The organism is Streptomyces sp. NPDC030245 (assembly GCF_055572995.1).
In genome coordinates this window covers 149,955-175,932 of sequence record NZ_JBVICF010000015.1, presented here as the reverse complement: position 1 = coordinate 175,932, position 25,978 = coordinate 149,955, and the positions used below count along the sequence as shown (strand labels likewise).

The 25,978-nt window shown below is 69.6% G+C and carries 26 protein-coding genes; 13 read left to right on the top strand and 13 right to left on the bottom strand.

The window, feature by feature from the left end; translation table 11 throughout:
- Positions 1-36 precede the first annotated feature (36 nt).
- On the bottom strand, positions 37-1,275 hold the full coding sequence (locus ACZ4Z4_RS33720; RefSeq protein ID WP_468336042.1) for an ROK family protein: 1,239 nt from the start codon (positions 1,273-1,275) through the stop codon (positions 37-39).
- Between the two features lie 14 nt (positions 1,276-1,289).
- Positions 1,290-2,744, bottom strand: coding sequence for a xylulokinase (xylB, locus tag ACZ4Z4_RS33715; protein ID WP_468336039.1), 1,455 nt, complete (start codon positions 2,742-2,744; stop codon positions 1,290-1,292).
- Positions 2,745-2,868: 124 nt separating this feature from the next.
- Here xylB and xylA point away from each other — a divergent pair, with 124 nt between their 5' ends.
- Entirely contained in the window at positions 2,869-4,035 is a 1,167-nt protein-coding gene (gene xylA / locus ACZ4Z4_RS33710; protein ID WP_468336036.1) for a xylose isomerase, read from the top strand.
- A 279-nt stretch (positions 4,036-4,314) separates the two neighbouring features.
- Complete coding sequence (locus tag ACZ4Z4_RS33705) at positions 4,315-4,626, top strand: hypothetical protein (RefSeq protein ID WP_468336033.1); 312 nt, start codon at positions 4,315-4,317, stop codon at positions 4,624-4,626.
- A gap of 19 nt (positions 4,627-4,645) precedes the next feature.
- On the opposite strand, the gene ACZ4Z4_RS33700 is transcribed toward ACZ4Z4_RS33705, so the two are convergent.
- From ACZ4Z4_RS33700 to ACZ4Z4_RS33690, 3 genes are all read right to left on the bottom strand, one after another.
- Positions 4,646-5,998: an esterase-like activity of phytase family protein gene (locus ACZ4Z4_RS33700; RefSeq protein WP_468336030.1), complete on the bottom strand. Its 1,353-nt coding sequence runs from the start codon at positions 5,996-5,998 to the stop codon at positions 4,646-4,648.
- 155 nt (positions 5,999-6,153) lie between these two features.
- Positions 6,154-7,476 carry an SWIM zinc finger family protein gene (locus ACZ4Z4_RS33695; RefSeq protein ID WP_468336027.1) on the bottom strand — a complete coding sequence of 441 codons (1,323 nt, stop codon included), beginning with the start codon at positions 7,474-7,476 and terminating at the stop codon, positions 6,154-6,156.
- Positions 7,473-10,355: a DEAD/DEAH box helicase gene (locus ACZ4Z4_RS33690; RefSeq protein ID WP_468336024.1), complete on the bottom strand. Its 2,883-nt coding sequence runs from the start codon at positions 10,353-10,355 to the stop codon at positions 7,473-7,475. Before ACZ4Z4_RS33690 ends, ACZ4Z4_RS33695 begins: the two co-directional genes overlap by 4 nt.
- Before the next feature lie 235 nt (positions 10,356-10,590).
- On the opposite strand from ACZ4Z4_RS33690, the gene ACZ4Z4_RS33685 reads away from it, so the two are divergent.
- Positions 10,591-11,643 (top strand): fatty acid desaturase family protein, encoded by a 1,053-nt coding sequence (locus ACZ4Z4_RS33685; protein WP_468336021.1) that lies wholly within the window; start codon positions 10,591-10,593, stop codon positions 11,641-11,643.
- Positions 11,644-11,816: 173 nt separating this feature from the next.
- Positions 11,817-11,999 carry a hypothetical protein gene (locus ACZ4Z4_RS33680; protein ID WP_468336018.1) on the top strand — a complete coding sequence of 61 codons (183 nt, stop codon included), beginning with the start codon at positions 11,817-11,819 and terminating at the stop codon, positions 11,997-11,999.
- 40 nt (positions 12,000-12,039) lie between these two features.
- Here ACZ4Z4_RS33680 and ACZ4Z4_RS33675 read toward each other — a convergent pair whose 3' ends face one another.
- Complete coding sequence (locus ACZ4Z4_RS33675; protein ID WP_468336015.1) at positions 12,040-12,864, bottom strand: hypothetical protein; 825 nt, start codon at positions 12,862-12,864, stop codon at positions 12,040-12,042.
- A 129-nt stretch (positions 12,865-12,993) separates the two neighbouring features.
- Positions 12,994-13,299, bottom strand: coding sequence for a hypothetical protein (locus tag ACZ4Z4_RS33670; protein WP_468336012.1), 306 nt, complete (start codon positions 13,297-13,299; stop codon positions 12,994-12,996).
- Between the two features lie 100 nt (positions 13,300-13,399).
- Here ACZ4Z4_RS33670 and ACZ4Z4_RS33665 point away from each other — a divergent pair, with 100 nt between their 5' ends.
- Positions 13,400-14,305: an oxygenase MpaB family protein gene (locus ACZ4Z4_RS33665; protein ID WP_468336009.1), complete on the top strand. Its 906-nt coding sequence runs from the start codon at positions 13,400-13,402 to the stop codon at positions 14,303-14,305.
- Here ACZ4Z4_RS33665 and ACZ4Z4_RS33660 read toward each other — a convergent pair.
- Entirely contained in the window at positions 14,282-14,815 is a 534-nt protein-coding gene (locus ACZ4Z4_RS33660) for a PadR family transcriptional regulator (protein WP_468336258.1), read from the bottom strand. The two genes, ACZ4Z4_RS33665 and ACZ4Z4_RS33660, sit on opposite strands and share 24 nt — an antisense overlap.
- A 134-nt stretch (positions 14,816-14,949) precedes the next feature.
- Between ACZ4Z4_RS33660 and ACZ4Z4_RS33655 the strand changes: the two genes are divergently transcribed.
- Positions 14,950-15,708, top strand: a complete 759-nt coding sequence (locus ACZ4Z4_RS33655) for an alpha/beta fold hydrolase (protein WP_468336006.1) — start codon at positions 14,950-14,952, stop codon at positions 15,706-15,708.
- Positions 15,709-15,736: 28 nt separating this feature from the next.
- On the opposite strand, the gene ACZ4Z4_RS33650 is transcribed toward ACZ4Z4_RS33655, so the two are convergent.
- Positions 15,737-16,336, bottom strand: coding sequence for a class I SAM-dependent methyltransferase (locus tag ACZ4Z4_RS33650; RefSeq protein ID WP_468336004.1), 600 nt, complete (start codon positions 16,334-16,336; stop codon positions 15,737-15,739).
- Between the two features lie 152 nt (positions 16,337-16,488).
- Between ACZ4Z4_RS33650 and ACZ4Z4_RS33645 the strand changes: the two genes are divergently transcribed.
- The 5 genes from ACZ4Z4_RS33645 to ACZ4Z4_RS33625 are packed head-to-tail and all read left to right on the top strand — an operon-like array spanning position 16,489 to position 21,411.
- Positions 16,489-17,262 (top strand): MHYT domain-containing protein, encoded by a 774-nt coding sequence (locus ACZ4Z4_RS33645; protein WP_468336001.1) that lies wholly within the window; start codon positions 16,489-16,491, stop codon positions 17,260-17,262.
- Between the two features lie 54 nt (positions 17,263-17,316).
- Entirely contained in the window at positions 17,317-19,962 is a 2,646-nt protein-coding gene (locus ACZ4Z4_RS33640; protein ID WP_468335998.1) for a sensor histidine kinase, read from the top strand.
- Complete coding sequence (locus ACZ4Z4_RS33635; protein WP_468335995.1) at positions 19,959-20,393, top strand: roadblock/LC7 domain-containing protein; 435 nt, start codon at positions 19,959-19,961, stop codon at positions 20,391-20,393. Before ACZ4Z4_RS33640 ends, ACZ4Z4_RS33635 begins: the two co-directional genes overlap by 4 nt.
- 18 nt (positions 20,394-20,411) lie before the next feature.
- The gene (locus ACZ4Z4_RS33630) at positions 20,412-20,825 is read left to right on the top strand and encodes a DUF742 domain-containing protein (protein ID WP_468335992.1); all 414 of its coding nucleotides are present in this window, start codon (positions 20,412-20,414) and stop codon (positions 20,823-20,825) included.
- The gene (locus ACZ4Z4_RS33625; protein ID WP_468335988.1) at positions 20,806-21,411 is read left to right on the top strand and encodes a GTP-binding protein; all 606 of its coding nucleotides are present in this window, start codon (positions 20,806-20,808) and stop codon (positions 21,409-21,411) included. Before ACZ4Z4_RS33630 ends, ACZ4Z4_RS33625 begins: the two co-directional genes overlap by 20 nt.
- Before the next feature lie 8 nt (positions 21,412-21,419).
- Here the strand turns inward: ACZ4Z4_RS33625 and ACZ4Z4_RS33620 are convergent, their stop codons facing one another.
- Positions 21,420-21,587, bottom strand: a complete 168-nt coding sequence (locus ACZ4Z4_RS33620) for a hypothetical protein (protein ID WP_468335985.1) — start codon at positions 21,585-21,587, stop codon at positions 21,420-21,422.
- A gap of 92 nt (positions 21,588-21,679) precedes the next feature.
- Here ACZ4Z4_RS33620 and ACZ4Z4_RS33615 point away from each other — a divergent pair, with 92 nt between their 5' ends.
- Together ACZ4Z4_RS33615 and ACZ4Z4_RS33610 are read left to right on the top strand one after the other, a co-directional pair.
- Complete coding sequence (locus tag ACZ4Z4_RS33615; RefSeq protein ID WP_468335982.1) at positions 21,680-22,093, top strand: roadblock/LC7 domain-containing protein; 414 nt, start codon at positions 21,680-21,682, stop codon at positions 22,091-22,093.
- A 110-nt stretch (positions 22,094-22,203) separates the two neighbouring features.
- Positions 22,204-23,172 (top strand): DUF6397 family protein, encoded by a 969-nt coding sequence (locus tag ACZ4Z4_RS33610; RefSeq protein ID WP_468335979.1) that lies wholly within the window; start codon positions 22,204-22,206, stop codon positions 23,170-23,172.
- Positions 23,173-23,223: 51 nt separating this feature from the next.
- Here ACZ4Z4_RS33610 and ACZ4Z4_RS33605 read toward each other — a convergent pair whose 3' ends face one another.
- The 3 genes from ACZ4Z4_RS33605 to ACZ4Z4_RS33595 all read right to left on the bottom strand — a co-directional run bounded on the left by ACZ4Z4_RS33605 (position 23,224) and on the right by ACZ4Z4_RS33595 (position 25,958).
- Positions 23,224-23,739, bottom strand: coding sequence for a tetratricopeptide repeat protein (locus tag ACZ4Z4_RS33605; protein ID WP_468335976.1), 516 nt, complete (start codon positions 23,737-23,739; stop codon positions 23,224-23,226).
- 97 nt (positions 23,740-23,836) lie between these two features.
- On the bottom strand, positions 23,837-25,027 hold the full coding sequence (locus ACZ4Z4_RS33600) for a winged helix DNA-binding domain-containing protein (RefSeq protein WP_468335973.1): 1,191 nt from the start codon (positions 25,025-25,027) through the stop codon (positions 23,837-23,839).
- A 28-nt stretch (positions 25,028-25,055) separates the two neighbouring features.
- Entirely contained in the window at positions 25,056-25,958 is a 903-nt protein-coding gene (locus ACZ4Z4_RS33595) for an acyl-CoA thioesterase (RefSeq protein ID WP_468335970.1), read from the bottom strand.
- Positions 25,959-25,978 lie beyond the last annotated feature (20 nt).

The window sequence follows — 25,978 nt, the reverse complement described above, 5'->3', positions numbered from 1 at the left end:
CCCCCCACCGCCGTGCGTCTGCCCGGCCCGGCGCCCCTACCGCCCCGTGTCCGCCCGCCCGCCCACAGCAGCACCGACGCTCACTCCCGCTGGATCGTCCAGCACAGCCCGTGCCACCGAGTGCGCCGCTCCCAGCAGCGGGCCGTCCGGTCCCAGCTCGGACACCGTGACTCCGCAAGCCCGACCGGCAGTGCGTTCCACCAGTTCCTGCTCAAGAGCCGGCAGCAGCCACGGCGCGAGGCGCGACAGCGCACCGCCCAGCACCACAGCCTGCGGATCGATCAGGTTGACTGCCCCGGTGAGGGCGATGCCAAGAGCCGTTCCGGCACCACGGAGTGCTCGCCGCACTGTTTCGTCGCCCGCGGCGGCACGGTCGGCCAGGAGTTCACTCCGGTCCTCACCGGGATCCAGGCCTGCCGCGCGCAGGACCGCCTCCTCACCCGCGTACTGCTCCAGACAGCCGCGGCCCCCGCAGGGGCAGGCAGGCCCGTCGGGGTGCACGGGCACATGCCCCAACTCGCCCGCGAATCCACGTGTTCCGAGAAGCAGTCGTCCGTCGACGACGAGTGCGGCACCGATGCCGATCTCGGCGGAGACGTGGAGGAAGTCCTGGGGCGATGCTTCGCCGAGCCACAACTCGGCGAGGGCACCGAAGTTGGCTTCGTTGTCCACTGACAGCGGCAGCTCTGTGGGGAGGAGCCGGCCCAGATCGATGTCGTGCCAGCCGAGGTTGGGGGCGCGCACGACCGTGCGGGTGTCGCGGGCGACGAGCCCGGGCACGGCCACCGCGAGGCCCGCGGGGGACAGACCTGCTCGGCGGGTCTCCAGGCTCACCCGGTCCACGAGGATGGCGAGCTCCTCCAGTACCGGCACGGGCGAGCGTCCACGGTTCACGGCCCGCCGCACAGCGCGCGCACGGACCTCCCCGCGCAGATCGACGGCGCACGCCGCGAGGTGATCGACACCCACCTCGGCACCGATGCCGACAGGCCCCTGAGCGCTGATCGCGAGGGCGGAACCCGGACGTCCCACCCGACCCGGCCGCTCGGGGCCCAGCTCGTCCAGAAGCCCGGAGCGGATCAATTCGTCCACCAGGGTGGAGACGGCGGCCCGTGTCAGCCCGATGTGGGAGGCGACGGCGGCACGGGACAGGGGGCCGTGCGCCGCGACGGCGTGCATCACCCGGGACAGATTGCGACGGCGCATCGACTGCTGGGTGTCGGGCAGCCGAGCGCCGGAAGTACCCCGGCGCCCGTCGTGCAGCGGTGCGGTCATGCCTCGGTCAGTCCTCACTCCCCATAAGGCGCCCTGTCCAGGAGCGGCGCCGCGTCGGAGAGTACCCCGGAGATCCGCGCGAGCGTCGCCTCGTCCCGTTCCACCGGGTCGAGCACGGGCCCTTGGGCCGTGCCCCAGCGTCGCGCGATCGCGCTGGGGTCCTCGCCGGTCAGCAAACCCGCCGCCTGTGCCGCGGCGCCGAGCGCGACGAGCTCCTGGGCCTGCGGGACCTGAACGGGGCGTCCGGAGAGGCGCTGTACGGTCTCCTGCCAGGCCGTGCCGCGGGCTCCGCCTCCGATGAGCAGCAGCGGGGACGACCGGTCGGCGTCGGGGTCCAGAACCAGGTCGAGCGCGCCGAGCAGCGAGTGCACGGCCCCGTCGTACGCCGCCTGGAGCAACTGCCCGGGTGACGTGTCGTGGCGCAGGCCGTGCAGTACTCCGGAGGAGTGGGGCAGGTTCGGCGTACGCTCACCGTCCAGGTAGGGCAACAGCGTGACCGAGCCGCCCGGTTCCACGGCCTCGCGCTCCAAACCGAGCAGCGCGGCCACCCGGTCGACGGCCTGCGTGCAGTTGAGGGTGCAGGCCAGCGGCAGCCACGCGCCGCGTGCGTCGGCGAAGCCCGCGACGGTGCCGGTCGGATCCGCGGGGCGGCGCTGTGAGACCGCGTACACGGTGCCAGAGGTGCCGAGGCTCAGCACCGGCGTGCCGGGGCGCAGGCCGAGCCCCAGGGCGGCCGCCGCGTTGTCGCCGGTGCCGGGGGCGACCAGGGTGCCCCTGGAGAAGGGCAGTTCGTCGCCGTCCCGCACTGTTCCGACGACTTCGCCGGGGCGTGCGACCCGGGGCAGAAGCGCCGGATCGAGGCCGACCATGTCGAGGATCTCCTCGTCGTACTGCTCCGGGCCCGAGGCCCACCATCCTGTTCCGGAGACGTCGCCGCGGTCGGTGGTGCCGAGACCAGTGAGGCGTTCCGTGAGGTAGTCGTGCGGCAGACGTACCGCGGCTGTGGCGCGGGCCGCGGCGGGCTCGTGCTCGGTGAGCCAGGCCCACTTCGTCACGGTGAAGGAGGGGCCAGGGACGCTGCCGACCCGGTCGGCCCACACCTTGGGGCCCCCGAGACGCTCGACGAGGCTCTGGGCCTGCGGTGCCGACCGCACGTCGTTCCAGAGCAGAGCCGGCCGCACGGGCCTGCCGTCCTTGTCGAGGGTGACGAGCCCGTGCTGCTGGCCGCCGATGGACACCGCGGTGGCTTCCCGGGCGGCTCGGCCGCACTGTTCGAGCGCCGCGTACAGAGCGTCCCACCACTCCTGGGGATCGCTTTCGCGATGCTCACCCGTGCTGACGCGGTGCGGAGCCTGGCCGCTCGCGACGACCCGGCCGGTGGCCGCGTCGACGACCAGGGCCTTGGTGGACTGCGTGGAGCTGTCCACGCCGACCACGAGAGGCCCCTGGGCTGCGGGCGCTGATGACATGACGGTCTCCGTTCCTGCGGCTGTCTCCGGGTGTGCACCGAAGTTTTCTTCCACGACCTTCCCAGCGGCGCCCTCGGATACTAATTTGTAAAGGGCCATGACGAAATAGGCGAGGGAGCCGCACATGAACTACCAGCCCACTCCCGAAGACAAGTTCAGCTTCGGTCTGTGGACCGTCGGCTGGCAGGGCAGGGACCCGTTCGGGGACGCCACCAGGACCGCGCTCGACCCGGCCGATTCGGTGCGCCACCTTGCTGAACTGGGTGCCTACGGAGTGACGTTCCACGACGACGACCTCATCCCCTTCGGGTCGTCCGAATCGGAACGGGAGGGCCACATCAAGCGCTTCCGGCAGGCGCTCGATGCGACGGGTCTCGTCGTGCCGATGGCCACCACGAACCTCTTCACACACCCCGTCTTCAAGGACGGCGCCTTCACCGCCAATGATCGCGACGTACGCCGCTACGCGCTGCGGAAGACGATCCGCAACATCGACCTGGCGGCCGAACTGGGCGCGCACACCTACGTCGCGTGGGGAGGCAGGGAAGGCGCCGAGTCCGGCGCGGCGAAGGACGTGGGCAACGCGCTGGACCGTATGAAGGAGGCTTTCGACCTCCTCGCCGAGTACGTGACCACACAGGGATACGACCTGCGGTTCGCGATCGAGCCGAAGCCGAACGAGCCCCGCGGCGACATTCTGCTGCCCACCGTCGGTCACGCCCTCGCTTTCATCGAGCGCCTGGAACGGCCCGAACTGTTCGGCGTCAACCCCGAAGTGGGCCACGAGCAGATGGCGGGTCTGAACTTTCCGCACTCCATCGCCCAGGCGCTGTGGGCGGGCAAGCTTTTCCACATCGACCTCAACGGCCAGACGGGCATCAAGTACGACCAGGACCTGCGGTTCGGCGCGGGGGATCTGCGTAGTGCCTTCTGGCTGGTCGACCTCCTGGAGAGGGCCGGTTACGACGGCCCTCGGCACTTCGACTTCAAGCCGCCACGCACGGAGGACTTCGAAGGAGTGTGGGCGTCGGCCGCCGGGTGCATGCGCAACTACCTGATCCTGCGGGAGCGGGCGGCCGCTTTCCGGGCCGACCCAGAAGTGCGTGAGGCGCTGCGCGCCGCGCGTCTGGACGAGCTGGCGGTCCCCACCGCCGAAGACGGGCTTTCCGGCCTGCTGGCCGACAGGGGTGCTTTCGAAGCCTTTGACGTGGAGGCGGCCGCAGCGCGCGGAATGGCCTTCGAACGCCTCGACCAACTGGCCATGGACCATCTTCTGGCGGCTCGCAGCTGAGGGCTCTCCTCAGCCGACGCTCCGTCAACTGGTGCACGGGGGTCGCCTTGTGAACGGTTCGAGGCGACTCTTGATGGTATGGCCGTGCCGCCCGTACCTCCGCAGCCCCCTCCGCCGCCGCCCAGTGGGCCACCGCCAGGCGGGGGCGGCTTCGGTCCGCCACCAGGCGGCGGCTACGGGCTGCCTCCCGGCAGCGGGGGCCGGTCGTCACCTCCGCCCCCTGGTGGGCCCTCAGGGCGGCGTCACGGCCTGTTCGTCCTGCTGGCGATCATCGTGGCGGTGGGAGCCGTCATCGCCGTGGTCCTCGTGGCCACCGGCGACGACAGCGACGGCGAGAAGGAGCCCGCCGAGACAAGCAAGAGCACCACACCGGAACCCACGCCGTCGCTCAGCATCCCGTCGCAGATTCCGACCGAGCTGCCCACTGGTTTGCCCAGCGGCGTCCCGTCGCTCCCCACCGGCTTGCCGAGCGGCGTCCCGCCTCTGCCCTCCGATTTCCCTTCTGTGCCCACCGACTTCCCGAGCGACCTGGACTCTCTCCTGCCCTCGTCCGCAAATGGCCAGGTCGCGTACACCAAGCCACTGCACTGAAAGGCATCGCTCCGAAGAGTCAGTACTTCTCCGGCAGCCGGACGTACGTCACCGTGGTCTCCACACCGCTGTCGACCAGGCGCCCCTGCTTGTCGAAGGCCTCGGGCCCGTCGCTCATCCCGAAGTCGTTGTCGTTGATCAGTGCGAGGGTGCGACTGTCCACACTGGCAACGCCCTCGATCTTGTCGGGCACCCCTTCGACAGCCCCGAGGTCGACCACCAGACGCTTGCGGAGGACGGGCACTCCGGAGGCGGCGGGATCGTCGAGCTGCTCCAAGGAGGGCTTGGTCGTGGCCTTGTCCCACTTGTCGCCGAGGATGTCCGACCTGCGGTCCAGAGTGACGGCCTGGAGCCGCGCGGCTTTGTCGGTCCGCTCCTGGACGAGGAGCCGGTCGCGCCCGATGGCTACTACGGAGGAGATCTTCAGTTCGGAGGTGTCGTCCTCACCGGGGTCCACGACGCCCACGGCGTCGAACCGGTAGGCGTACTCGGCGGTGACCTTCTGCTTCTTCGGAGAGAAGCGCAGCAGCCGCGCCGTGCGCGAACCGTCACCCGCGTTCTCGTCCGGGAGGGCCAGCGGGCTCTGGACGGCCATCACGAGGTCACCGCCGGGGAGACGGGTGAGGCCCTCGAAGCCGCGGTTCGTCTTCCGGTGGAGCAGGACACTGGGCAGCGCCTCGACCACCGGATAGTCGGCGCCGCGCAGCTTCAGCCCTCGGGGGACGTAGCGCTTGATGACCTTCCCGCGCGCGGAGACATGGATCAGCGAAGGACCGTACTCGTCGACCAACCAGAAACTGCCGTCCGGGGCCCGCACGATGCCTTCCGTGTCCAGGCCGTTCGGGTCGTACGAGAGGGGGGCCTTCGCGTCATGCGTGTACGGGGCCTCGTCACGCCCTTTTTGGTTGGGCAGACCGGTGACGGGCTTTCCGGAAGACGTCGTGAGCGGCAGCGCGGAGAGGACCTTGACCTTGCCCTCCCGCACCCGGATCTTCACGATCACCGGATCGAAGCCGGGGACCGGGAAAGTGCGGCGCTTCTTTCCGTCCACCTTTATCTGACCGTTGGGTCCCCGGTCGGTCACCGTCCAGAACTCGCCCTTACGGCCCGTCGGGTAGAGATCGCTGCCGATACCGCCGAGATCGACGCCGCGATCGTTCTTGACCGTCCCTGGGAGCAGCGCGTTGCTGAAGGCGCCCAGAGAGATGTCTCCGAGTGTCGCCGTTTTGGTGATCATCGCCTCGTCTTGCCCACCGCCCGCCTGCCGGCCCGTCGCGGTTCCGGCCGCCGTGAGAGACGCGATCACGGCGAGCGGTATGCCGGCGGCTATGGAGCGGCGGACGCGCCCCTTACGGACTGCGAGCGGGAACATCAGGGGCCTCCTGGGACACGTGTTCGGTGACAGCGGCCAGACTTGGCCGCCGCCACGAACACGAGAGGGCCACCGGGTGAACAGCGGGAGACGCGCCGACGGCGTCTCCCGCGAGGGTCAGAAACTGACGAGTCAGATGGATCAGTTCTGCGGCGTCACTCCCCGCCGACGGCCATGGCCAGTGCTGTCGCCGGGTCATGAGCCGCAGGCCCCGCCGGGGTCCAACGACCCCTCTCCTTGCGGTAGGGCCACCAGCGACCGTCACGCCCATGACGCAGCTGCGCGTTCGTGCCGATCACCGTCCAGCGGTTGTGGGTCGAACGAAGCCGAGGCCGTTCGTCCTCGTCCCAGGCCGCATCCAGTGCGGCACGCGCGCGTGCCAGTGCCTCGTCCTGAGGCGTCCATTCCTCTTCGAGTACGTGGAGTGCGGCCCGGCCGCCGTACTGCCAGGCCCGCACAGCGAGTGCCATGCCGTCCCGGCCACGTTCGGACGCCGCCGCGAGCCGCGCTTCGATCACGGCACCGGGCTGAGCGGCTGCCAGCCGAACGGCATCCTCCGCGTCAGTCAACTCGGCCTCGACGGGCGAGCTTTCATGCCCTGGGGCGAGGGCGTCGGCCAGCAGTCGGTACGCCTCGGCGGCCGCCTGCGCGGCCAAGAACCCGACTGCGGGCACATCGAGTCCCGGAGCGGGCTCCTCCTCCGTGTCGAGAGTCGGCGGCAGACCCGGCTCCGCGGGCAGCGGAGGCAGGTCGGGCAGCGGCGGAAGGATGGCACCGTCCGCGTACGCCTCCGCGGCACTGACGCCCTCTGGAACGGCGTCCTGAGCCCCCTCCTGAGGTTCCTGGGGGCCGGCCGCGGCGACACTGCGCACCTGGAGCTCGTCCAGGAGTATCCGCTCCCCGCGTCCCCGCATCAGCAGCAGCACGAAAGGGTCCTCGTCGAGCAGGCGCGCCATCTGATAGCAGAGTGCGGCCGTGTGCCCGCAGTGGTCCCACGCGTCGCAGTCGCACTCGGGCTCCAGGTCGCCGATCCCGGGCAGCAGCTCGACACCCGCCGCCGCGGAGTCCTCCACCAGGTGCGGTGGCATCTCACGGTCCAGGAGCGCCGCGATGTGCCCGGCCCGCTCGATGGTCATGTCCAGGAAGCGGTCCCACTCCTCCGGGCTCAGTTCCTGCAGGAGGACGTCGGAACGGTGCGGTGTACCGTCGCGATCCTTGACGACCGCCGTGATGCGGCCGGGGCGCACGGACACCGCGCCCACCGCGCCGGCCCGGGCGAGCCTGCGCCCCGTCTTGAGCTGCTGGAGGTCGAGCGCAGTGTCCTCTAGGGCCTTCAACCAGGCCTGACCCCACCAGCTCTGCGCGAAGCCGCGTCCATGTGCGGGCGGCAGTGCCGCGAACGTCCGCTCGTCCCCCTGCGCGCCCGCGCGCGTGTCATCGTCTCCAGCACCGTACGTCTCGTCGTGGATGTCACTCATCGCGCGCCCCCTCGCAGCTCGACCAGATCCGACAGTTCGGCGTCGGTCAGCTCGGTCAGAGCCGCCTCGCCCGACCCGAGGACGGCATCGGCCAGCTCCCGCTTGCGCAACAGCATGTCGGCGATGCGGTCCTCGATCGTTCCCTCTGCGATCAGCCGGTGCACCTGCACCGGCTGTGTCTGCCCGATGCGGTACGCACGGTCGGTTGCCTGCGCCTCGACTGCCGGATTCCACCAGCGGTCGTAGTGCACCACGTGTCCGGCACGCGTCAGGTTCAGGCCGGTGCCCGCAGCCTTCAGTGACAGCAGGAACACCGGGACGTCGCCGTCCTGGAAGCGTTGCACCATGGCCTCTCGCGCCGCTACGGGCGTGCCGCCGTGCAGGAACTGAGAGGGGACACCGCGAGCCGACAGATGCTGCTCGATGAGGCGCGCCATCTGGACGTACTGCGTGAAGACGAGCACGCTCGCACCCTCGGCGAGGATCGTGTCGAGCAACTCGTCCAACAGTTCCAGCTTTCCGGAGCGGCCGGGGATCCGGGGCTTGTCCTCCTTGAGGTACTGGGCGGGGTGGTTGCAGATCTGCTTGAGCCCGGTGAGGAGCTTGACGACCAGCCCCCTGCGCGCCATTCCGTCGGCGCTGGAGATCTCCGCGAGCGTCTCCCGCACCACGGCTTCGTAGAGGCCTGCTTGTTCCGCGCTGAGCGAGACGGCGCGATCGGTCTCCGTCTTCGGCGGCAGCTCGGGCGCGATCCCCGGATCCGACTTGCGCCGGCGCAACAGGAAGGGACGCACGAGCTGCCCGAGCCGCTCGGCGGCGCCGGGATCCGTGCCGCCCTCCACGGCCTGTGCGTACCGCGTCCGGAAGGTTCCGAGCCTGCCGAGCAGACCAGGAGTGGTCCAGTCGAGAATGGCCCACAGCTCGGAGAGGTTGTTCTCCACGGGCGTGCCGGTGAGTGCTACACGCGCGCGTGCCCCGATGGTGCGCAGCTGCTTGGCCGTGGCGGAGTACGGGTTCTTGACGTGTTGCGCTTCGTCGGCGACGACCATGCCCCAGGAGGTCTGCCCGAGGCTCTCCGTGTCGAGCCGCATCGTGCCGTAGGTGGTGAGGACGAACTCGTCGTCCGTCAGGCCCTCCAGGCTGCGCTGGGCGCCGTGGAAGCGGCGTACCCGCGTGCCGGGTGCGAACTTCTCGATCTCGCGCTGCCAGTTGCCCATCAGGGACGTCGGGCAGACCACCAGCGTGGGGCCCGCGGTCTCCTCCGTCGTCTGGCGGTGCAGATGCAGCGAGATCAGCGTGATCGTCTTGCCGAGGCCCATGTCGTCTGCGAGGCAGCCGCCGAGCCCCAGCGAGGTCATCCGTGATAGCCAGTTCAGGCCGCGCAGCTGGTAGTCGCGCAACTCGGCGGCAAGCGCCGTGGGTTGTCCGACGGGCTCCATGCCCTCAGGGTCCGCGAGTCGCTCGCGCAGGGTGGCGAGCCATCCCGTCGGCTGTACGTCGACACGTCGCCCCTCGACTTCGGCCGTGCCGGTCAGCGCGGCGCTGAGGGCATCGATCGGGGTGACCTTGCGATCCTGGCGGTCACGGGCGCGGCGGGCCTCTTCGGGATCGACCAGCACCCACTGGTCGCGCAGGCGCACCACCGGACGGTTGGCCTCCGCGAGGTGGTCCAGTTCCGCCCGGGTCAGCTTCTGATCGCCGAGCGCGAAGCGCCAGTTGAAGGCGAGCAGAGCGTCGGCGGAGAGGAAGGACGGCGTGTCGGACTCAAGTTTGTTCGGGCCCTTCTTGTCGTCGTCCTGCCCGTCATCATCCGGAGGGCCGATGACCACGCGCGCGGTGAGGTTGCGCGCCAGCTCCCTCGGCCAGTGCACGTCCACACCCGCGACAGCCAGTGCTCGGGCGCCTTCGCCCAGGAGCGCGGTGACGTCCTCGTCGGCCAGCTCGATCGCGTCGGGCACGGTGGCAGAGAGCAGCGGGGCGAGAGGTGGCCACGCGCGCGTGGCACGACGCAATGCGAGCAGGGCGTCCATGCGGGCACGCGGTCCGAAGGCTTGTGCCGAAGCCCCGGACCCGGCCCACACCTCGGCGGCGTCCGCGACGAGCGAGGGGTCGCTGACACTGTGCAGTTGCAGCACGGCACGGAACGGCAGCCGAGTGCCGTCCTCCGCTACGGAGACGAGGCCCGGGATCTCCACGCGCAGTGAGACGCGTACGCCGGCGTCGTGCCCGGCCGCCACATCCAGGGCCCAGGCACGGTACTCGGGCACACGCTGAGGCTCCGGGGCGGCGAAGACGGCGCCGCCCGACGCCAGGGGCGCGGCGGGGGAGCGCGGAAGCGTGTCGGCCACGGCGTCGAGGAACTGACGAAGCAACTTCTCGGGCTCGGGCAGTCGCGGCGGCAGGCTGTCGTCCAACGGTCGCGCGTGGGCGGCCGGTGGCATCGCCGCGGCCAGCTCACGCAGCCGCTGCAGGTCCTCGGCGCTCAGCGGCCCGGCGCGCCATGCGTCGTGATCAGTGGTGGTCAGCCCCGGCAGCAGGAGTCCGCGAGCAGCCAGTTGCAGGGCCAGCACTCCGGCCGTTCCCCAGAATGCGGCCGTCGGATGTGTTCCCGTCGCGGCACGCGCGCGGGTGAGGACCGGCAGCGCGACGCGGACGGGGAGGAGCACTGCGGGCACGGTGGCAAGATCGATTCCGTCGTCCCCCGCTACTGCGAGGGCAAGCTCTTCGTAGACACCGGCAGCTGCCTCCGGTGGCTCGGTGCCGTCGCTGTGCCAGAAGGCGACGCGTCCGCCACGTGGCGGATCGGCGGGCAGGAAAAGGGCGGAACAGCGTGACAGTTCGGAGAGTTCGGCGGGGGACACGACGGGGAGCCTGTGCACAGCGATAACGCATTCCTCAAATTTGACTACTGCGGCCGGAGCGGCCGAGAGTACAGCAAAGCGAGGGCTTCGCGGGCGCTCCTCGACGGTGATACCGGTCACATGGTGTAGCCAGCCCCACCTGGCGTCCGGGGCTGGCCCCCGCTTCAAGACGGGTGGTGCCGTCATGGTTGCCGAAGGTCACTGATCCGTACGTTCTATGAGGTCAGCCCCTCATTCCAGACGGAGACCCACCATGCCCCAGGCCGCCGCAGTCGCGGAACGCTCCCCAGCCAACTCCGGCCCACGGTCCGCCGGTAGTGATTTCGCGCCCCTCCTGCGTACGGTCAAGGAGCAGGGGCTCTTGGACCGCCGTACAGGTTGGTATGTGCGGACCATCGGAATCAACGCCCTCGCACTGGCGGCCGTGGGAGCCGGGATGTTTCTGCTCGGCACGTCGTGGTGGGTGTTGCTGCTTGCTCCGGTGCTCTCCGTGCTGTGCGCGCGTACGGCGTTCATCGGCCACGACGCGGGCCATTCGCAGATAACCGGAAACCGCTCCATCGGGCGCGCCATAGGCCTCGTGCACGGCAACTTGCTGCTGGGAATGAGCTCGGCCTGGTGGAACGACAAGCACAACAGGCACCACGCCAACCCCAACCATGTCGACAAGGACCCCGACGTCGCCGCGAACGTCCTCGTGTGGACCAGCAGGCAGGCCAAGGTCCGTCTCGGCTTCCGGCGCTGGCTCACCCGCAACCAGGCCTGGCTCTTCTTCCCGCTGACGCTCCTCCAGGGAGTCGCCATGAAGGTCTATGGCTTCCAGGACCTGCGGCGGCAGGATCGGCGCGAGCGCGTAGTGGAAGGCCTTCTGCTGGTCGCCCATCTCGTCGGCTATGTCACGCTCCTGCTCACCGCCATGCCCGTCGGTCACGCCCTCGCCTTCGCGGCGCTTCACCAGGCGCTGTTCGGCCTGCACCTCGGGCTCGCCTTCGCGCCCAACCACAAGGGCATGGAGATGCCCGACCCGGACGGTGAGCGATGGGGGCATCTGCGGCGCCAGGTACTCACCTCGCGCAACGTTCGCGGTGGCCTCGTGACGGACTGGTTCCTCGGCGGACTCAACTACCAGATCGAGCACCATCTGTTCCCGAGCATGCCGCGCCCTCACCTGCGACTCGCCCAACCCGTCGTACGTGCCCACTGTGCTGCCATGGGGATGCCCTATACGGAGGCCGGATTCGTCGACTCCTACCGCCAGGTGCTGCGCCACATGTACGAAGTCGGTGAGCCCCTCCGGGTCGAGTAGGCCGGCAGATCGAGTAATCCGGGAGATCAAGTGACCCAGGAGGCGGCGAGCAGGCCGGGCCCAGTAGGGGGCAAGGCTCAGGGATGTCTCAGGGTCGCTTGCAGGAACCGCGCGACACCCGATCCCGTTTTCCAAGGCAGAGAGCGGCACAAGCCGTGAAGGAGGCGACGCACATGTCGAAGAAGACGAAGATCGCCGCAGGAGGTGTGGCGGCCGGAATCATTCTGCTGTTCTGGCTGCCATGGTGGGCGGCATTCCTGATCGTGCTCGGAGTCCCCGCGGCGGCCTATCTGACGCTCGACTCCGGTCAGCGGCGCAGGCTGCGCCGTGTCACACGCAAGGAGATAGGCCACTGAGCCGTCTGCACGGTGCAGCAGTGAGTTCTCTCGCCGGTGCTCAGGAAGGGCGAACCGCCATGTTGTCGAGGGCCTCCAGCAGCGCGGGAAGCTCTGGTCCGCGACCCACCGGCATCACCTCTCCCGGTTCCTCGTCCAGCAGTACGAACGCGATGTCGTCGGTCCTGGCGACCATGGACCAGCCAGGACCGTCGGCCCGCAGGGTGCGTGCGTCCCCGGAGGCGAAGGACGACCGCACCCGTCCCAACGGCGGCGGAGTGTCCACGTACGCGCGAGCTTCGGCCAGGACACGCCGGACGCTGGTCAAAGGAGCACCCTCGGCGTCTCCCGGAGACTCCACCGCAGGCTCGTGCGCCGCGAATTCCGCGTCGTCGATCTGCGCCCGCCAGGCCGCCCACTGCAGTGCTATCTCGTCGGCACCGAGCCGCCGTTGCGCCGGGCCCCAGGTGTCGGACGCCGGAGGCGCGAGTGGCGGGCGGCCGGCGTCGTCGGGGCCGGGTTCCGGATCGTGCGGAGCGGGCACGCCGGGAGCCGCCACGGCGACCGCCAGAGGCCATCCGGGCAGCGCGGCGACCACCGTGTGCTCTTCGGGGGACAGGTCGTACTCCATGCCGCAGTCCCAGGAGGCGATCGCCACGGCCACCAGCGACACGTCGTCGACGACGACCGTCCAGCGCGCGCCTTCCCCGTCCTGGCCGAGCACCAGCCCGTATCCGGCGGCGAGCGGCGCGAGGCCGAGCGCCGCGCACGCCTCCGGATAGTCGTCGCCCAGTACGCTGGGGAACTTCGCGGGCGTCAAGAGCACCGCCGTCAGTACGTACAGCGCGTCGGCGGCGTCGTCGACAGCGTCGTCCGTCCCGGCCATGCCAGCCTCCCCGATCGCTTCATCCGTCGGCGCACCCTAACCACTCGTCCCAGAGATCGTCGAGGGGGCGATGAGCAGGAAAATCGTCGGCGTACCGCCTCATGCGACCGGTCCGGTGCCCTCGCGGGCTCAGGCCGCGGGCAACCCCAGAAGGGACCGGGCCACGTCTCGCGGGGACTCGTCCCGTTCTCGAGCGAGGGCGATGACGGCGCGGCACGCGAGCTCGTTGACACCGAATGACAGTGCTTCCGGAGAGACCCATCCGGTGGCTTCGTCCATCTCGGCTTGATCGTCCTCGGCACACGCCGCCACATAGACGGCGGCTGCCTCGAAGATGTTGTGCGGGCGCTTGTGCTTGCCCCGGTCGCCAGCGGGTTCGCTCTCGTCCCGCGCGGGCTTGTTGGATCGCCAGAATTTGCGCAGTCCGTCAAACATGTGGTCCACCTTCCCCCGGGTGCGGCTACCACCATTGAACCCCCACCCGCATTTGGCCAACGTAGAGTTGTTGTTCCGGTGCGAGAAGGGGGATCACGCGGTGAAGCGTTTCGAGCGGCTCGAGCAGATCAGGCGCCTCGACCCGGAGCGGGACTTCCTCGAGATCTACCGGCTCACCACGACGTTCGAATTCCCGTGGGACCACACGCGCGCACTGGAACTCGCGCTGTACCGCACCTACGCAGTCCCCAGTATCGGCCGTCTGCTGGCACAGACAGCGGAACTGACAGACCGTACGCAGAAGAGATACGACGACACGGCTCTGCTTCTCGACACCGTCGTAGAGCACGGTTTCACCGGCGAGAAGGGTCGTACCGCCATCCGGCGCATCAACCAGATGCACCGCAGCTACGACATCAGCAACGATGACATGCGCTACGTGCTGTGCACCTTCGTTGTGGTGCCGAAGCGGTGGATCGACGCCTATGGCTGGCGCAGGCTTTCACGACACGAGACGGCCGCGGCTGCCGCGTACTACCGCACTCTCGGCCGGCACATGGGCATCAAGGACATCCCAGGCTCCTTCGAAGAGTTCGAAGACTGCCTCGATGCATATGAAGAGGCCCACTTCGGCTGGGACCAGGGAGCGCGTGAGGTATCCGACGCGACCCTGAACCTGATGGCCTCCTGGTATCCGCGACCCATGGCGCCCCTGTTGCGCAACGCGACCCTCGCACTGCTGGACGAGCCCCTGCTGCGGGCGTTCCGGTACGAGCAACCCGGAGCGGTCACCCGCTCGGTGGTCCGGGGCGCGGTGCGGCTCCGCGGGCGCGCGGTGCGCCTCATGCCGCCGCGCCGGGCACCGCATTACGCCCGGCAGAACCGGGAGATCAAGGGATATCCCGACGGCTACGAGGTCGCCGAGCTCGGCTCGTTCCCCGTGCCGGGCGTGCGCGGGTGCCCGGTGCCGCACAAGGACAGGTCAGCGACCACGTCCGCCGAGTGAGGTCAAGGTGGCCCGGAGCCAGGCCAGTTCGGCCTGGCTGGTGGCGCGGGCGATCGTGAGGATGCCGCGTCGGAAGGGGTCGTCGAGCTCCTCCGCGCGCAGAGGGCGTTCACCGTCGTAGAAGAAGCTGGCGGGTTCCTCGAGGAAGGCCAGCCGTCGCCGGAGCACTGCCGCTTGTGCCGCTTCGTCGTCGAGGTGGCGGAGGAACGCGAGAAGCGTGAACCAGCGGTTCTCGTCGGTGATGTCCGCCCGAGCCGGCTCTGCGAGCCGCTTGCGCAGCTCCTGCCGGCCGGCCTGCGTGAGACTCAGGACGTGGCGGGGCGCCGCCCCGGTGCCGGGCTGGGTCTCTCTGGCGAGTAGCCCTGCCTTCTCCAGCCGCTTGATGGCGGGATACAGCGTGCTCTCCGCCACGGGGCGCACATGCCCGGTCAGAGCCGAGATGCGCTTGCGCAGCTCGTAGCCGTGCAGGGCGGCGTCGTAGAGGAATCCGAGGATGGCCAGTTCGAGCATGGCCAGCATTCTGCCGCACCTTTCATGGCGGCTGTACATCCGATGCGCAATACCTCGGCACCGATGTATGGTCTTCGGAGTCCGCTGATGACGCGTGGGAGTGGACGGCAGGACGAGGGACATGGGGTGCGGCGATGAAGGAAGCGCGGTTCGATGCTCGGGGCAGCCGTGTGCGGTGGACCGAGGTGGCGGGGGCCGAGCCGGCGCGGGTGTACGTGCACGGACTCGGCGCGGCTTCCACGATCTACCACGCACACATAACCGCCAGGCCCGAACTGGTAGGTCGCCGCTCGTTGTTCGTGGATCTCCCAGGTCATGGCCTCAGTGACCGTCCTGCCGACTTCGGGTACAGCCTCGAGGACCATGCCGACGCGCTGGCCGCGGCCTTGGACGAGGCTCACGTGGTCGGCGCGGAGATCGTCGCGCACAGCATGGGCGGGTCCGTCGCCATCGTGCTCGCGCGCCGACGGCCCGACCTGGTGTCGAGGCTGGTCCTCACGGAGGCCAACCTCGACCCGAACCCTCCTGCCACCGCGGGCAGCAGCGGCATCGCCGCGTACTCCGAGGACGACTTCGTCAGCGGCAGTGGCTACGCGCGCGTGCTTGAGAAGATCAGCGCCACATGGGCAGCCACGATGCGTCTTGCGGACCCCCTCGCGCTGCACCGCAGCGCCACTGGCCTCATCGCGGGCACCCGCCCCACGCTGCGGCGGATGCTCACGGAACTGCCCATCGACCGCGTCTACTTGCAGGGCGCCATGAGCGGCGAGCTCCCCGGGCACGGCGAACTGACCGCCTCCGGAGTGCGCGTGGTGACGGTGCCCAGAGCGGGCCACAACATCATGTTCGACAACGCGGACGCGTTTGCGGCGACGATCGCCGGTCGCCTCTGACCGCTCGCCGGGACCGGGCGGCCCGCGCTCAGTCCTGGCGCACCGCGAGGGCAAGGAAGCGTGCGTCCTCGTCGACGTACGAGGTCATGAGCCACCCGGAACGGGCGAGCAGCGGGCGCAGGTTGCCCTCCGCCCGCAGGTCGTCCGGAGTGATCTGCCGTCCTTGCCGTGCCGCGAGTGCCGCCCTGCCGATGGGGTGGAACAGCGCGAGCAACCCACCGGGGCGCACCACACGCCCCAACTCCTTCAGGTTCTCCGCGGGATCGGGGAGATGTGCGATCAGGCCGGCGCCGAACACGGCGTCGAGTGACTGCGTACGCAGCGGCAGACGCGCCACATCGGCGAGCAGCAGCTGGCCGTCATGGCCCCTGCCCGCGCGTGTCGCGGCCTCCAGCATCGCCGGAGTCAGATCGGCACCGAGCACCACCCCCGAGGGCCCTACGGCATCCCTGAGCGCGGGCAGCGCCCGCCCCGTCCCGCACCCGGCGTCGAGCACGGAGGAGCCCGGAGCGAGCGACAGCTCCGCGACGGCGGCCCGATAGGCGGGCCCGTCATCGGGGAAGCGGGTGTCCCAGTCGGCGGCGCGGGCGGTGAAGAATTCCTGGACCTGCGTGTGGTCGTCGCTCATGCGACCCATGATCCCGCACAAGGTCGCACGTGCGTTGGGTGCACTCGTTCGAGCGTGACTCGATCGTTCAGCATCTTCTCTCTGTCATCTTCCGCCAGCTTTCGAACTGCGCCCCCGTTGTGCGCCCCGCGCCGGACTAGCGTCCCGGGGCCATGGGACACCTGGACCACGCCACCTTCGGCTGGCTGACCCCCGTGCTGTCGTACGCGATGGCCTGCATCGGCGCCGCCCTCGGGCTGCGCTGCACCGTCCGCGCTCTGGGCGCCTCGGGCCGCTCACGCAGGAACTGGCTCATCACCGCAGCCTCCGCCCTCGGCACCGGCATCTGGACGATGCACTTCGTCGCCATGCTCGGCTTCGGAGTCACCGGCACCGAGATTCACTACAACGTGCCCCTCACCTTCTTGAGCCTTCTCGTCGCGATGGCCGTCGTAGGAGCCGGCGTCTTCGTCGTGGGGTACGGCCGTGACCGTGGGCGCGCGCTGGCGCTGGGCGGGCTTACCACAGGGCTCGGCGTCGCGAGCATGCACTACCTCGGCATGGCGGCGCTGCGCCTGCACGGCGACGTGGAGTACGACCTCGTGCTGGTCGGGCTCTCCGTGGTCATCGCAGTCGTCGCGGCGACCGCCGCTCTGTGGGCCGGCCTCAACATCAAGTCCCCGATCGCCGTCGCGGTGGCGTCGCTGGTCATGGGCGGGGCGGTGACCAGCATGCATTACACCGGGATGCTGGCTGTCAGCGTCCGGGTGGTTCCCTCGGAAGCCGCGCTGCCCGGTGCCACGACGATGCAGTTCATCTTCCCCCTTGCTGTCGGCCTCGGCTCCTACCTCTTCCTGACCTCGGCATTCGTCGCGCTGTCCCCGACCACCGGCGAGCGTGCGGCGTCTGTGTCGGCCCAGCGGCCGATGGACGGTGTTGCCCCTTAGAGCGCCTCCCGCGCCGACCGGGCGACACACACCGACCATCCGAGCGAGGAGGCCATGGACACCCCGCGAAGCACCCCCGATCCGGCCGCGAGCACGACACTGCCGCCCCCCGAGCACCAACCGGCGCGCGGACGACGCGCCCACGCGGGCCCGCCTGCCGTCGAACCAACCGGCGGATACGGTGAGTTCACCGATCCATCGACCTACAGGGCGCCCACGCGCGCGGCATGGTGGCGAATAAGGCCGCGCACCGTGCGGGCCAAGATCGTGTGCCTCCTGATGGTGCCTGTCGTCTCGCTGCTCGCCCTGTGGGGCTACGCGACCGTCAGCACCGCGCAGGATGCGGCCCGCCTGCGCCAGGTGCAGCGTGCCGATGCCGACGTACGGTCCCCGGTCGAAACCGCCGTCACCGCGCTCCAGGCCGAACGCGTCGCCGCCGTCCGCTACGCGGTCGAGCCCGGAGCCGACCGCGGCGGCGTACTCGAGAGGCAGGCGACACGGACCGACCGCGCCGTGGCCGAGCTGCGCCTCGGCGATCACCGGACCGTCGCCGACGGCGCAGGACTCCCCGATGGTGTGGCCGACCGGCTCGAAACGTTCGTCACCAGCGTCGAAGAACTGCGCTCCCTGCGTGCAGAGGTGCTGGACCGGCGCACGGGCTGGGACGCGACGTACGGCCAGTACACGAAGACGATCTCACAGGCGTTCGCAGTGGTCGGTGCCCTCACCGGAATGCAGGACACCGGACGCGGCTCCCACGCGCGCGTGCTGCTCGAATTCTTGAGGGCGGGCGAAATGCTGGCCCGAGAGAACACCGTGCTCGCCGCGGCCCGGCTGGACGGCGCCCTGGACGGCCCACAGCTGCGGCTGTTCACCGGGGCCGTCGACACCCGCCGCACCCTGACCGAAACGGCGGCAGCGGACCTGCGGGGCCCTGAGCGGGCCGCCTGGCGCGGACTTGAGCAAGGCAAGGCGTACGGAGACGTACGAGCCGCCGAGGACAAGGTTCTCCTCGCCGAACCGGGCCGCAAGGCACTCGCCGCGGCACCGGCAGGAGCCTGGGACCACTCCTACGCGGTCGTACGGGACGAGCTCCACGCGATCAAGGAGGCAGCTGATCGCAGCGCCGCTGACCGCACCGACCCGCTCGCCCACGCAGTACTCACGCCCGCGGGTGCCGCAGTCCTCCTCGGGCTGGCCGCTGTCTGCGCCTCACTCGTCATCTCCGTACGCATCGGGCGAGGCCTCGTCGTCGAGCTCGTGAGCCTCCGTAACGGAGCCCTGGAGATCGCACGCCGCAAACTCCCGCAGGCCATGCGACGGCTGCGTGCCGGTGAGGACATCGACATCCGTGCAGAGGCGCCTTCTGGACCACCGGCGGAGGACGAGACCGGGCAGGTCTCCGAAGCGCTCGGCACCGTCCATCGAGCGGCCCTGCGCGCCGCGATCGAGCGCGCGGAGCTGGCCAGCGGCATCTCCGGGGTCTTCGTCAACCTGGCCCGCAGGACCCAGGTCCTCGTCCATCGCCAGCTCAGCCTCCTCGACAGCATGGAGCGCAGGTCCGACGATCCCAACGAGCTCAGCGACCTCTTCCGGCTCGACCATCTGACGACCAGAATGAGGCGCCACGCGGAGAGCCTCATCATCCTCTCCGGAGCCGCACCCGGCCGCGCCTGGCGCATGCCCGTCTCCCTGACCAACGTCGTGCGCGCGGCAGTCTCCGAAGTCGAGGACTACGCGCGCGTGGAGGTACGACAACTCCCCGCCGCGTCGGTCCTCGGTACGGCGGTGGCCGACCTCACCCACCTCCTCGCTGAACTGGTCGAGAACGCCGCCCAGTTCTCGCCGCCCCACACCAAGGTGCGGATCAGCGGCGAACCAGTCGGCAACGGCTATGCCCTGGAGATCGAGGACCGGGGGCTCGGTATGGGCAAGGAGACGCTCGCGGAGGCCAACCGCCGTATCGAGCAGTCCGAAGCACTCGATCTGTTCGACAGTGACCAATTGGGCCTCTTCGTGGTCAGCAGACTCGCCGCCCACCACGCCATCAAAGTGCATCTGCGGACGTCCCCCTACGGAGGGACCACCGCCGTCGTACTGCTCCCGACCGCACTTTTGCACAGCGGCACGGTGGGGAGCACGGAGCCCCACGCCGCCGAGGCCGTCCCGGCGGCGCGCAGCACGCTGGACAAGGCGCACGCAGGCGTGCAGGGAGTACCACGGCACCACATGAACAACAACCCCGTGCCGGCCTCGGCCACACGCCCCGCACTGGCCTCAGCGGCCGAGGCGCCGCCTCCGTCCGGCGTCACCGCGCTCCGGCTGCATCAGGGACGAGGCGCGCGCGACACCCCGGAAACGCGTCCCAACACCCGGGAAACGCGTCCCGACACCCCGGAGACGCGTTCCGACAGCGTCGACGCTCTTGATACCGCCGGCGCCGACTCGCAGGGGGACTCGGAGGAACTGCCGCGACGCATACGCCAAGAGAGCCTCGCCCCGCAACTGCGGGAACGCCCCACAGGCAGTGGCAGCACGGCAGAGGATGCCGGAGCTGAGGACGAGCGCAGCCCGGAGCAGGTGCGTGCCCGTATGACCGCCTACCGCGACGGCTGGGCACGCGGGGGCGGCCGGCTCCCGGGAATCGGCACGCCGGGAGCCGTACCGGGCAGTGACAGCAGCGAAGGAGATCGCGCATGATCCAGGACCAGAGCATCCCCACCGGCCGGACCGGCGAACTCGGCTGGCTGTTGGACGACTTGGTGCTGCGCGTCGGTGAGGTGCGGCACGCGGTGGTGCTGTCCACCGACGGACTCCCGGTCGCCACGTCGAACGCTCTCACCCGCGAGGACGCCGAACACCTCGCTGCGGTGGCCTCGGGATTCCACAGCCTCGCCAAGGGGGCGGGCCGGCACTTCGGAGCCGGTGGGGTGCGCCAGACGATGGTGGAGATGGACGACGCCTTCCTGTTCGTGGCCGCTGCGGGCGACGGATCCTGCCTCGCTGTTCTCACTGCTGTGACGGCCGACATCGGCCTTGTGGCGTACGAGATGGCACGCATGGTCAAACGGGTGGGTGAGCACCTCTACACCCCGGCGCGCTCCGCCGAGCAGCCACCGACCCTCGGATGATGAGGGCGGCCGGTACCCATGACCGAGGACACGAGCGGCACCCCGGGCCAGCCGGGCAGCCAGTGGTACGACAACGAAGCCGGGCCCCTCGTACGGCCCTATGCGATGACAGGCGGACGCACCAGGCCAGGACCGCGGGGCGTCCGCTTCGACCTGATCGCCCTCGTGACGCTCGCCGACATGCCGCAGGAGCTTGACGACACCACCGGGCTCGGGCCCGAACACCGGGCGCTCATCGAACTGTGCCGCGCCGAGACACAGTCCGTCGCCGAGCTCGCCGCCGGTGCGGATCTGCCCGTGGGCGTGGTCCGCGTGCTCCTTGGTGACCTGATGGAGGTGGGGCGCGTAAAAATCAGTCGGCCCGTTCCGCCCGCACAGCTTCCCGACGAAAAGATCCTCCGAGAGGTGATCGATGGGCTCCGAGCACTCTGACGCCACGGGCGCCGAGACCTCTGCCATGGCGTTGAAGATTCTGGTCGCGGGCGGCTTCGGGGTGGGCAAGACCACCTTGGTGGGCGCTGTCAGCGAGATCCGTCCGCTACGCACTGAAGAGCTGTTGAGCGAGGCGGGTCAGTCGGTGGACGACACCGAGGGCGTCGACCGGAAGACCACGACGACCGTGGCCATGGACTTCGGTCGCATCACCATCCGGTCGGGTCTTTCGCTGTACTTGTTCGGCACCCCTGGCCAGGACCGGTTCTGGTTCCTGTGGGACGAGTTGTCACAAGGTGCCCTCGGTGCCGTGGTCCTCGCGGACACCCGGCGGCTCGAGGACTGCTTCCCCGCCGTGGACTATTTCGAGCACCGTCGTATCCCGTTCGTCGTGGCAGTCAACTGCTTCACGGACGCGCGTACCTATGGGGCGCTCGAAGTGTCACGAGCCTTGGACCTCGACCGCGGGACACCCGTGGTGCTGTGCGACGCCCGGGACCGGGATTCGGGGAAGGAGGTGCTGATTCGGCTGGTCGAGTATGCCGGGCGGTTTCATACCGCCCGGCTGCTCGACTCAGTGAGCTGAGCCGGCCGTCAGTCGGAGACGCCGGCGTACGCGAGCATCTTGTCGATCCGCACGCGGACCAGGAGTGCCCCCGGGACGCCGTTGTGCTTGCCGAGCTCCTCGGCGCGGTTCTTGCCCATTCGGGTGTCGTGCGCGACGAAGGCCCGCCACTGGTCGCCGGTCATCTTCTGTGCCATGTCCCCATCATGCTTGCCGGGCGGCCGGTCGTGGTGAAGGCTGGCAGGTCAGATCCTCCGGCCAGGGGGAGCGGACACGGGGAGACGGGATCATGGGGCAGAGCATGGGGCTCGGCTGGCTGCTGGACGACCTGACCCAGCGGATGGAACACGTACGGCACGCACTGGTGCTGTCCAACGACGGCCTGGTGACCGGCGCGAGCACGGACCTCAAGCGGGAGGACGCGGAGCATCTGGCCGCGGTCTCCTCCGGACTGCACAGCCTGGCCAAGGGATCGGGGCGCCACTTCCACGCAGGCAATGTGCGCCAGACGATGATCGAGTTCGACGATGCGGTCCTCTTCGTCACGGCGGCGGGCGACGGCAGCTGCCTGTGCGTCCTGAGCTCCGCGGAGGCCGACATCGGGCAGGTCGCCTACGAGATGACGCTGCTCGTGAACCGCGTCGGAGAGCACTTGGCCGTGGACGCACGGCAACCCGAACGCACGCCAGTCGTAGACCTCTGACCTGCACTGACGCTGCCACGTCAGGAGTTATCCACAGGCCCAGCGAGGATCGTCGTGATCGGGCTACGGTTTTTCCCGAGAGCAAGCACATCTCACACGGGGGAACCACCATGACCGGTGACACCATTACGCAATCCACCAAGACGCGATCCGGCAGCACGCAATCCACCAGCACGACGACCACCCGACCGACGGTCACGCCGAGCTGGGCGGCGAAGGAACTGGGGCTGAAGCGGGGTGAATTCGACCTGGCCGTGATGCTGGGGCGCATCCGCACCGTCGCGGACGTGCCGGGCGCCCGGCGCCGCGTCACTCACGAGGAGATCGAGCGTGTGCGCGGGTGCGAGGGGTTCCCCGAGGCGCTGCGAGAGAGCGTCAGAGCCGTGGGCACCACCGAGGGCGCGGAGCTCATGCAGATCACCACGGCCCGCTTCACCCGTCTCGCACGCGCCGGTGTGCTGACGCCCGTGAAATTTTACTTGAACCGCTACAGGACGGTTGTTTGGCTCTATCTCGCCGAAGAGTTGCGCCATTTTGCCGGGTCCGAGATGAATGCCGTACTTCTCAAGGGCCGCATGCCGGAGACGATTCGTGGGCGCCTCGAAGAAGGACAGGATCTACGGGCCCGCAACTGGCGGGGGCGGTACGCGGAATCCCTGCTGCGCCATGCCGAAGACGCCTGGGAGCGCGCCGCCGCGATGGCCTCGCTGCTCGACCCGGTGCAGATCGCGGAGATCGTCAGGGATCCCTATGAACGCGCGTATCTCAGCAGGCTCAAGCCCGTGCCTCGCACGCAGGGCGGACCGGAGTCGCCCGCGCTCCGGATCGTCGAGAGCATCACGACCGCGGACGACCCCGACGAGATCCGGTGGCTGCGCTCCAGCCTGCTGATCGGCCTGGTGCAAGCCCGCGCGGAGCGCCCAGCGCCTCGACCGTCACCACAGCCCGCTCCGGTTCTCCCTCCTCCTGAAACAAGCGCTCCGGCGCCGGAGTCGGAGGATGCGCCCGCCGTCTCGGCCGAGGCTTCGGTGCGGGAGGCGCGAGGCTTGATGAAGTGGTTGCGCCGCAGGAGGGCGTAGACCGCCAGAGCCGCGAAATCGGATTCGAGGGCCGGGTGCCCGTCGGCGTTGCTACATCGTCGCGTCCAGGTCCTTGGCGTACTCCTCGATGGCGGGGCGATAGCCCGTGATGTCAGGGTCGTTGCTCGTGGCGACAAGCAGCGTCAGAAGCATCTGCATCGCGTCGTGGTTCCGGCCGGTGTTGTACAGAGCCATGGCGAGGAACGTCTTGAGACCGCCGTCGTCCGGGAACTCAGCCACCCCTTGACCGAGTGTGGCCACGGCTTCCTCGTAGCGTCCCAGAATCCGGTAGGTACTGCCCAGCCCCAGCAGAGCTCCGCGACGATCATCGTTCGACAGGCCCGTTCCCTTGAGCGCGCGCTCGTAGTACGGCACCGCTTCGGCCTCAAGACCGAGCGTGTCGTGGACCCAAGCCGTCTGGTACGCGACCTCCACATCGTGTGGGAGTTCCGCGGCGAGGCCGACGAGTTGCTCCCTGGCCTCCTCGGGCCGACCCTCCTCGCGGAGCCGTACGGCCTCCGCCAGCAGCCGATCCCTGTCCTCGCTCGAATATCCGCTCAACGCCACGCCCCGTCCTCTTCGTGCTCATGTCCGAAACCGGAACCTATCCCGAACGGAGGCAGAGATGCCTTTCGGAACCCGTCCCGTACCCGCCCTGCGGTCGTCAAGCGGCCAGTTCCTCCTCCAGCCACGTACGCCCCCGGGTACGAGCGGTGAGCCGCACGCCGCCTAGCCGCGTGGCGAGTCGCTCCGCCTCGGCTCGCACCGAGCTCTCCGCGTCCGCACCGACGTCCTCGAGGAACCGGCACACGATCTCACCACCGCTGTCCTGGGCCCAGCCACCGACGATGCGGCCGTCCCACCACACAGACGGACCGATGTTGCCGTTCCTGTCGAAGAGGCGCGGGCCGTGCTCCCCAAGGAACCAGCCGCGGTGCTGCCAGCCCATCGGGGTGGAGTCGAGCGCAGGCAGGAGAGCCGCCCAGGGCTCCGGCCGGCAGGTCTCCTCCAGGTCATCGGGGAGCAACAGCCCGGGCAGCCCGTCCAAGTCGACCTCGACTGGGCGCAGTTCGGTCAAAGCCCGCTTGGTCTGGGTCTTGGTCCACCCGGCCCACCACCGCAGATCATCCGCGGTGGCCGGACCGAACGTCCTGAGCCAGCGCCGGGCGAGCTCCGTCTCGGCCTCACGGGTGCCCCAGTCGGTGAGGCCGCCGGGAAACCAGTCCGTCAGCGACGCCCAGCGGTACTGATGAGAAGTCCATGTGCCACGCGGTCTGCCACGCACCACGTGTCCTTCGGCGGCGAGCAGCAGAAGGAGTCGGCTGGCCAGCTTCTGCCGACCCTCGTAGCTCTTGCCACGCGCCATGACCAGTTCGGTCGCCAGCCGTGGATCATCGCTCGCGAGCTCGGCGGCGGTCGCCTCGCCCCGCTCCTTCAGCGCGCGCAGCGCCACCTCCTCCGTCTGCGCCAGCCACGCCACCACCCCGGCCGCGTCGTCGGCGACGCCGGACTCGGCCAGCATCCCCAGGAGAAGGCGACGCTCCCGCGCGGCGACCGCCCGCGAGCAGGCGGCCTGCAGTACCGGCGCCACATCGAGAGACGTCACGAAAACCGTGCGCCGCATGCCCATCAGCCGGATCAGCGAGCGGTCCTCGTACAGCGCGCGCTCCACGTCCGCCACCTGACCGTCCCGCATACGGGCCCACGCGCCGACATACACCGACGAGGGGTCGGTCCCGTGCAGAGCCAGCAGAGACCGCGCCACCTCGACCGGATCGTCCGTCCTGGTGTCCACGGTCAGCCGATGACGCAGCGCCAGCCTCGCCCGCCGCTCCACCGCGTCGATCCGTCGCACCGCGCCTCCCCTCCAGGCCTTTCACTGGCTATGCGCCGGTTGTCGGACCGTCCATGTGGCGCTCCCCGTACGGGCGGAACAGCCCTTCCTGCACCACCGATACCAGGAGGCGGCCCTCCTGGTCGTAGATACGGCCCCGTGCGAGACCACGGCCCCCCGTCGCGATGGGCGACTCCTGGTCATAGAGGAACCACTCGTCGGCGCGGAAGGGCCGGTGGAACCACATGGCGTGGTCGAGCGAGGCCATGTCGAAGCCTCGGGGTCCCCACAGTGGTTCCACCGGGATGCGGACGGCGTCGAGGAGCGTCATGTCGCTCGCGTAGGTGAGTGCGCAGGTGTGCACGAGCGGGTCGTCGCCCAGCGGGCCGACGGCGCGCATCCACACCGCGCTGCGCGGCTCCGCGTCCTTGGTCTCCTCGGCGGTCCACCGCAGCCGGTCGACATAGCGGATGTCGAAGGGCTGACGCCGGGCCATGCGCTCCAACTGCTCGGGGAGTGCGCCGAGGTGCTCCCTGATCTCTTCGGCGACCGTCGGCAGCGACTCCGGAGCGGGGGCCGCGAGGCGTGGCGGCAGCTGGTGTTCGAAGGCGCCCTGTTCGGGCTGATGGAAGGAGGCGGTGAGGTTGAAGATGGTGCGGCCCTGCTGGACGGCGGTGACACGGCGCGTGGTGAAGGAGCGCCCGTCCCTGACCCGTTCGACCTGGTACACGATGGGCACACCCGGGCGCCCCGGGCGCAGGAAATACGCGTGCAGCGAGTGCACCGGGCGGTCACCCTCGGTGGTCCGTCCCGCCGCCACCAGGGCCTGTCCGGCGACCTGCCCGCCGAACACCCGCTGCAAGGACTCGTTCGGGCTGCGGCCTCGGAAGATGTTGACCTCGATCTGCTCGAGGTCCAGCAGGTCGACCAGCCGGTCAGCGGGATTGTTCATGACAGTTCCTCGACTCCTGT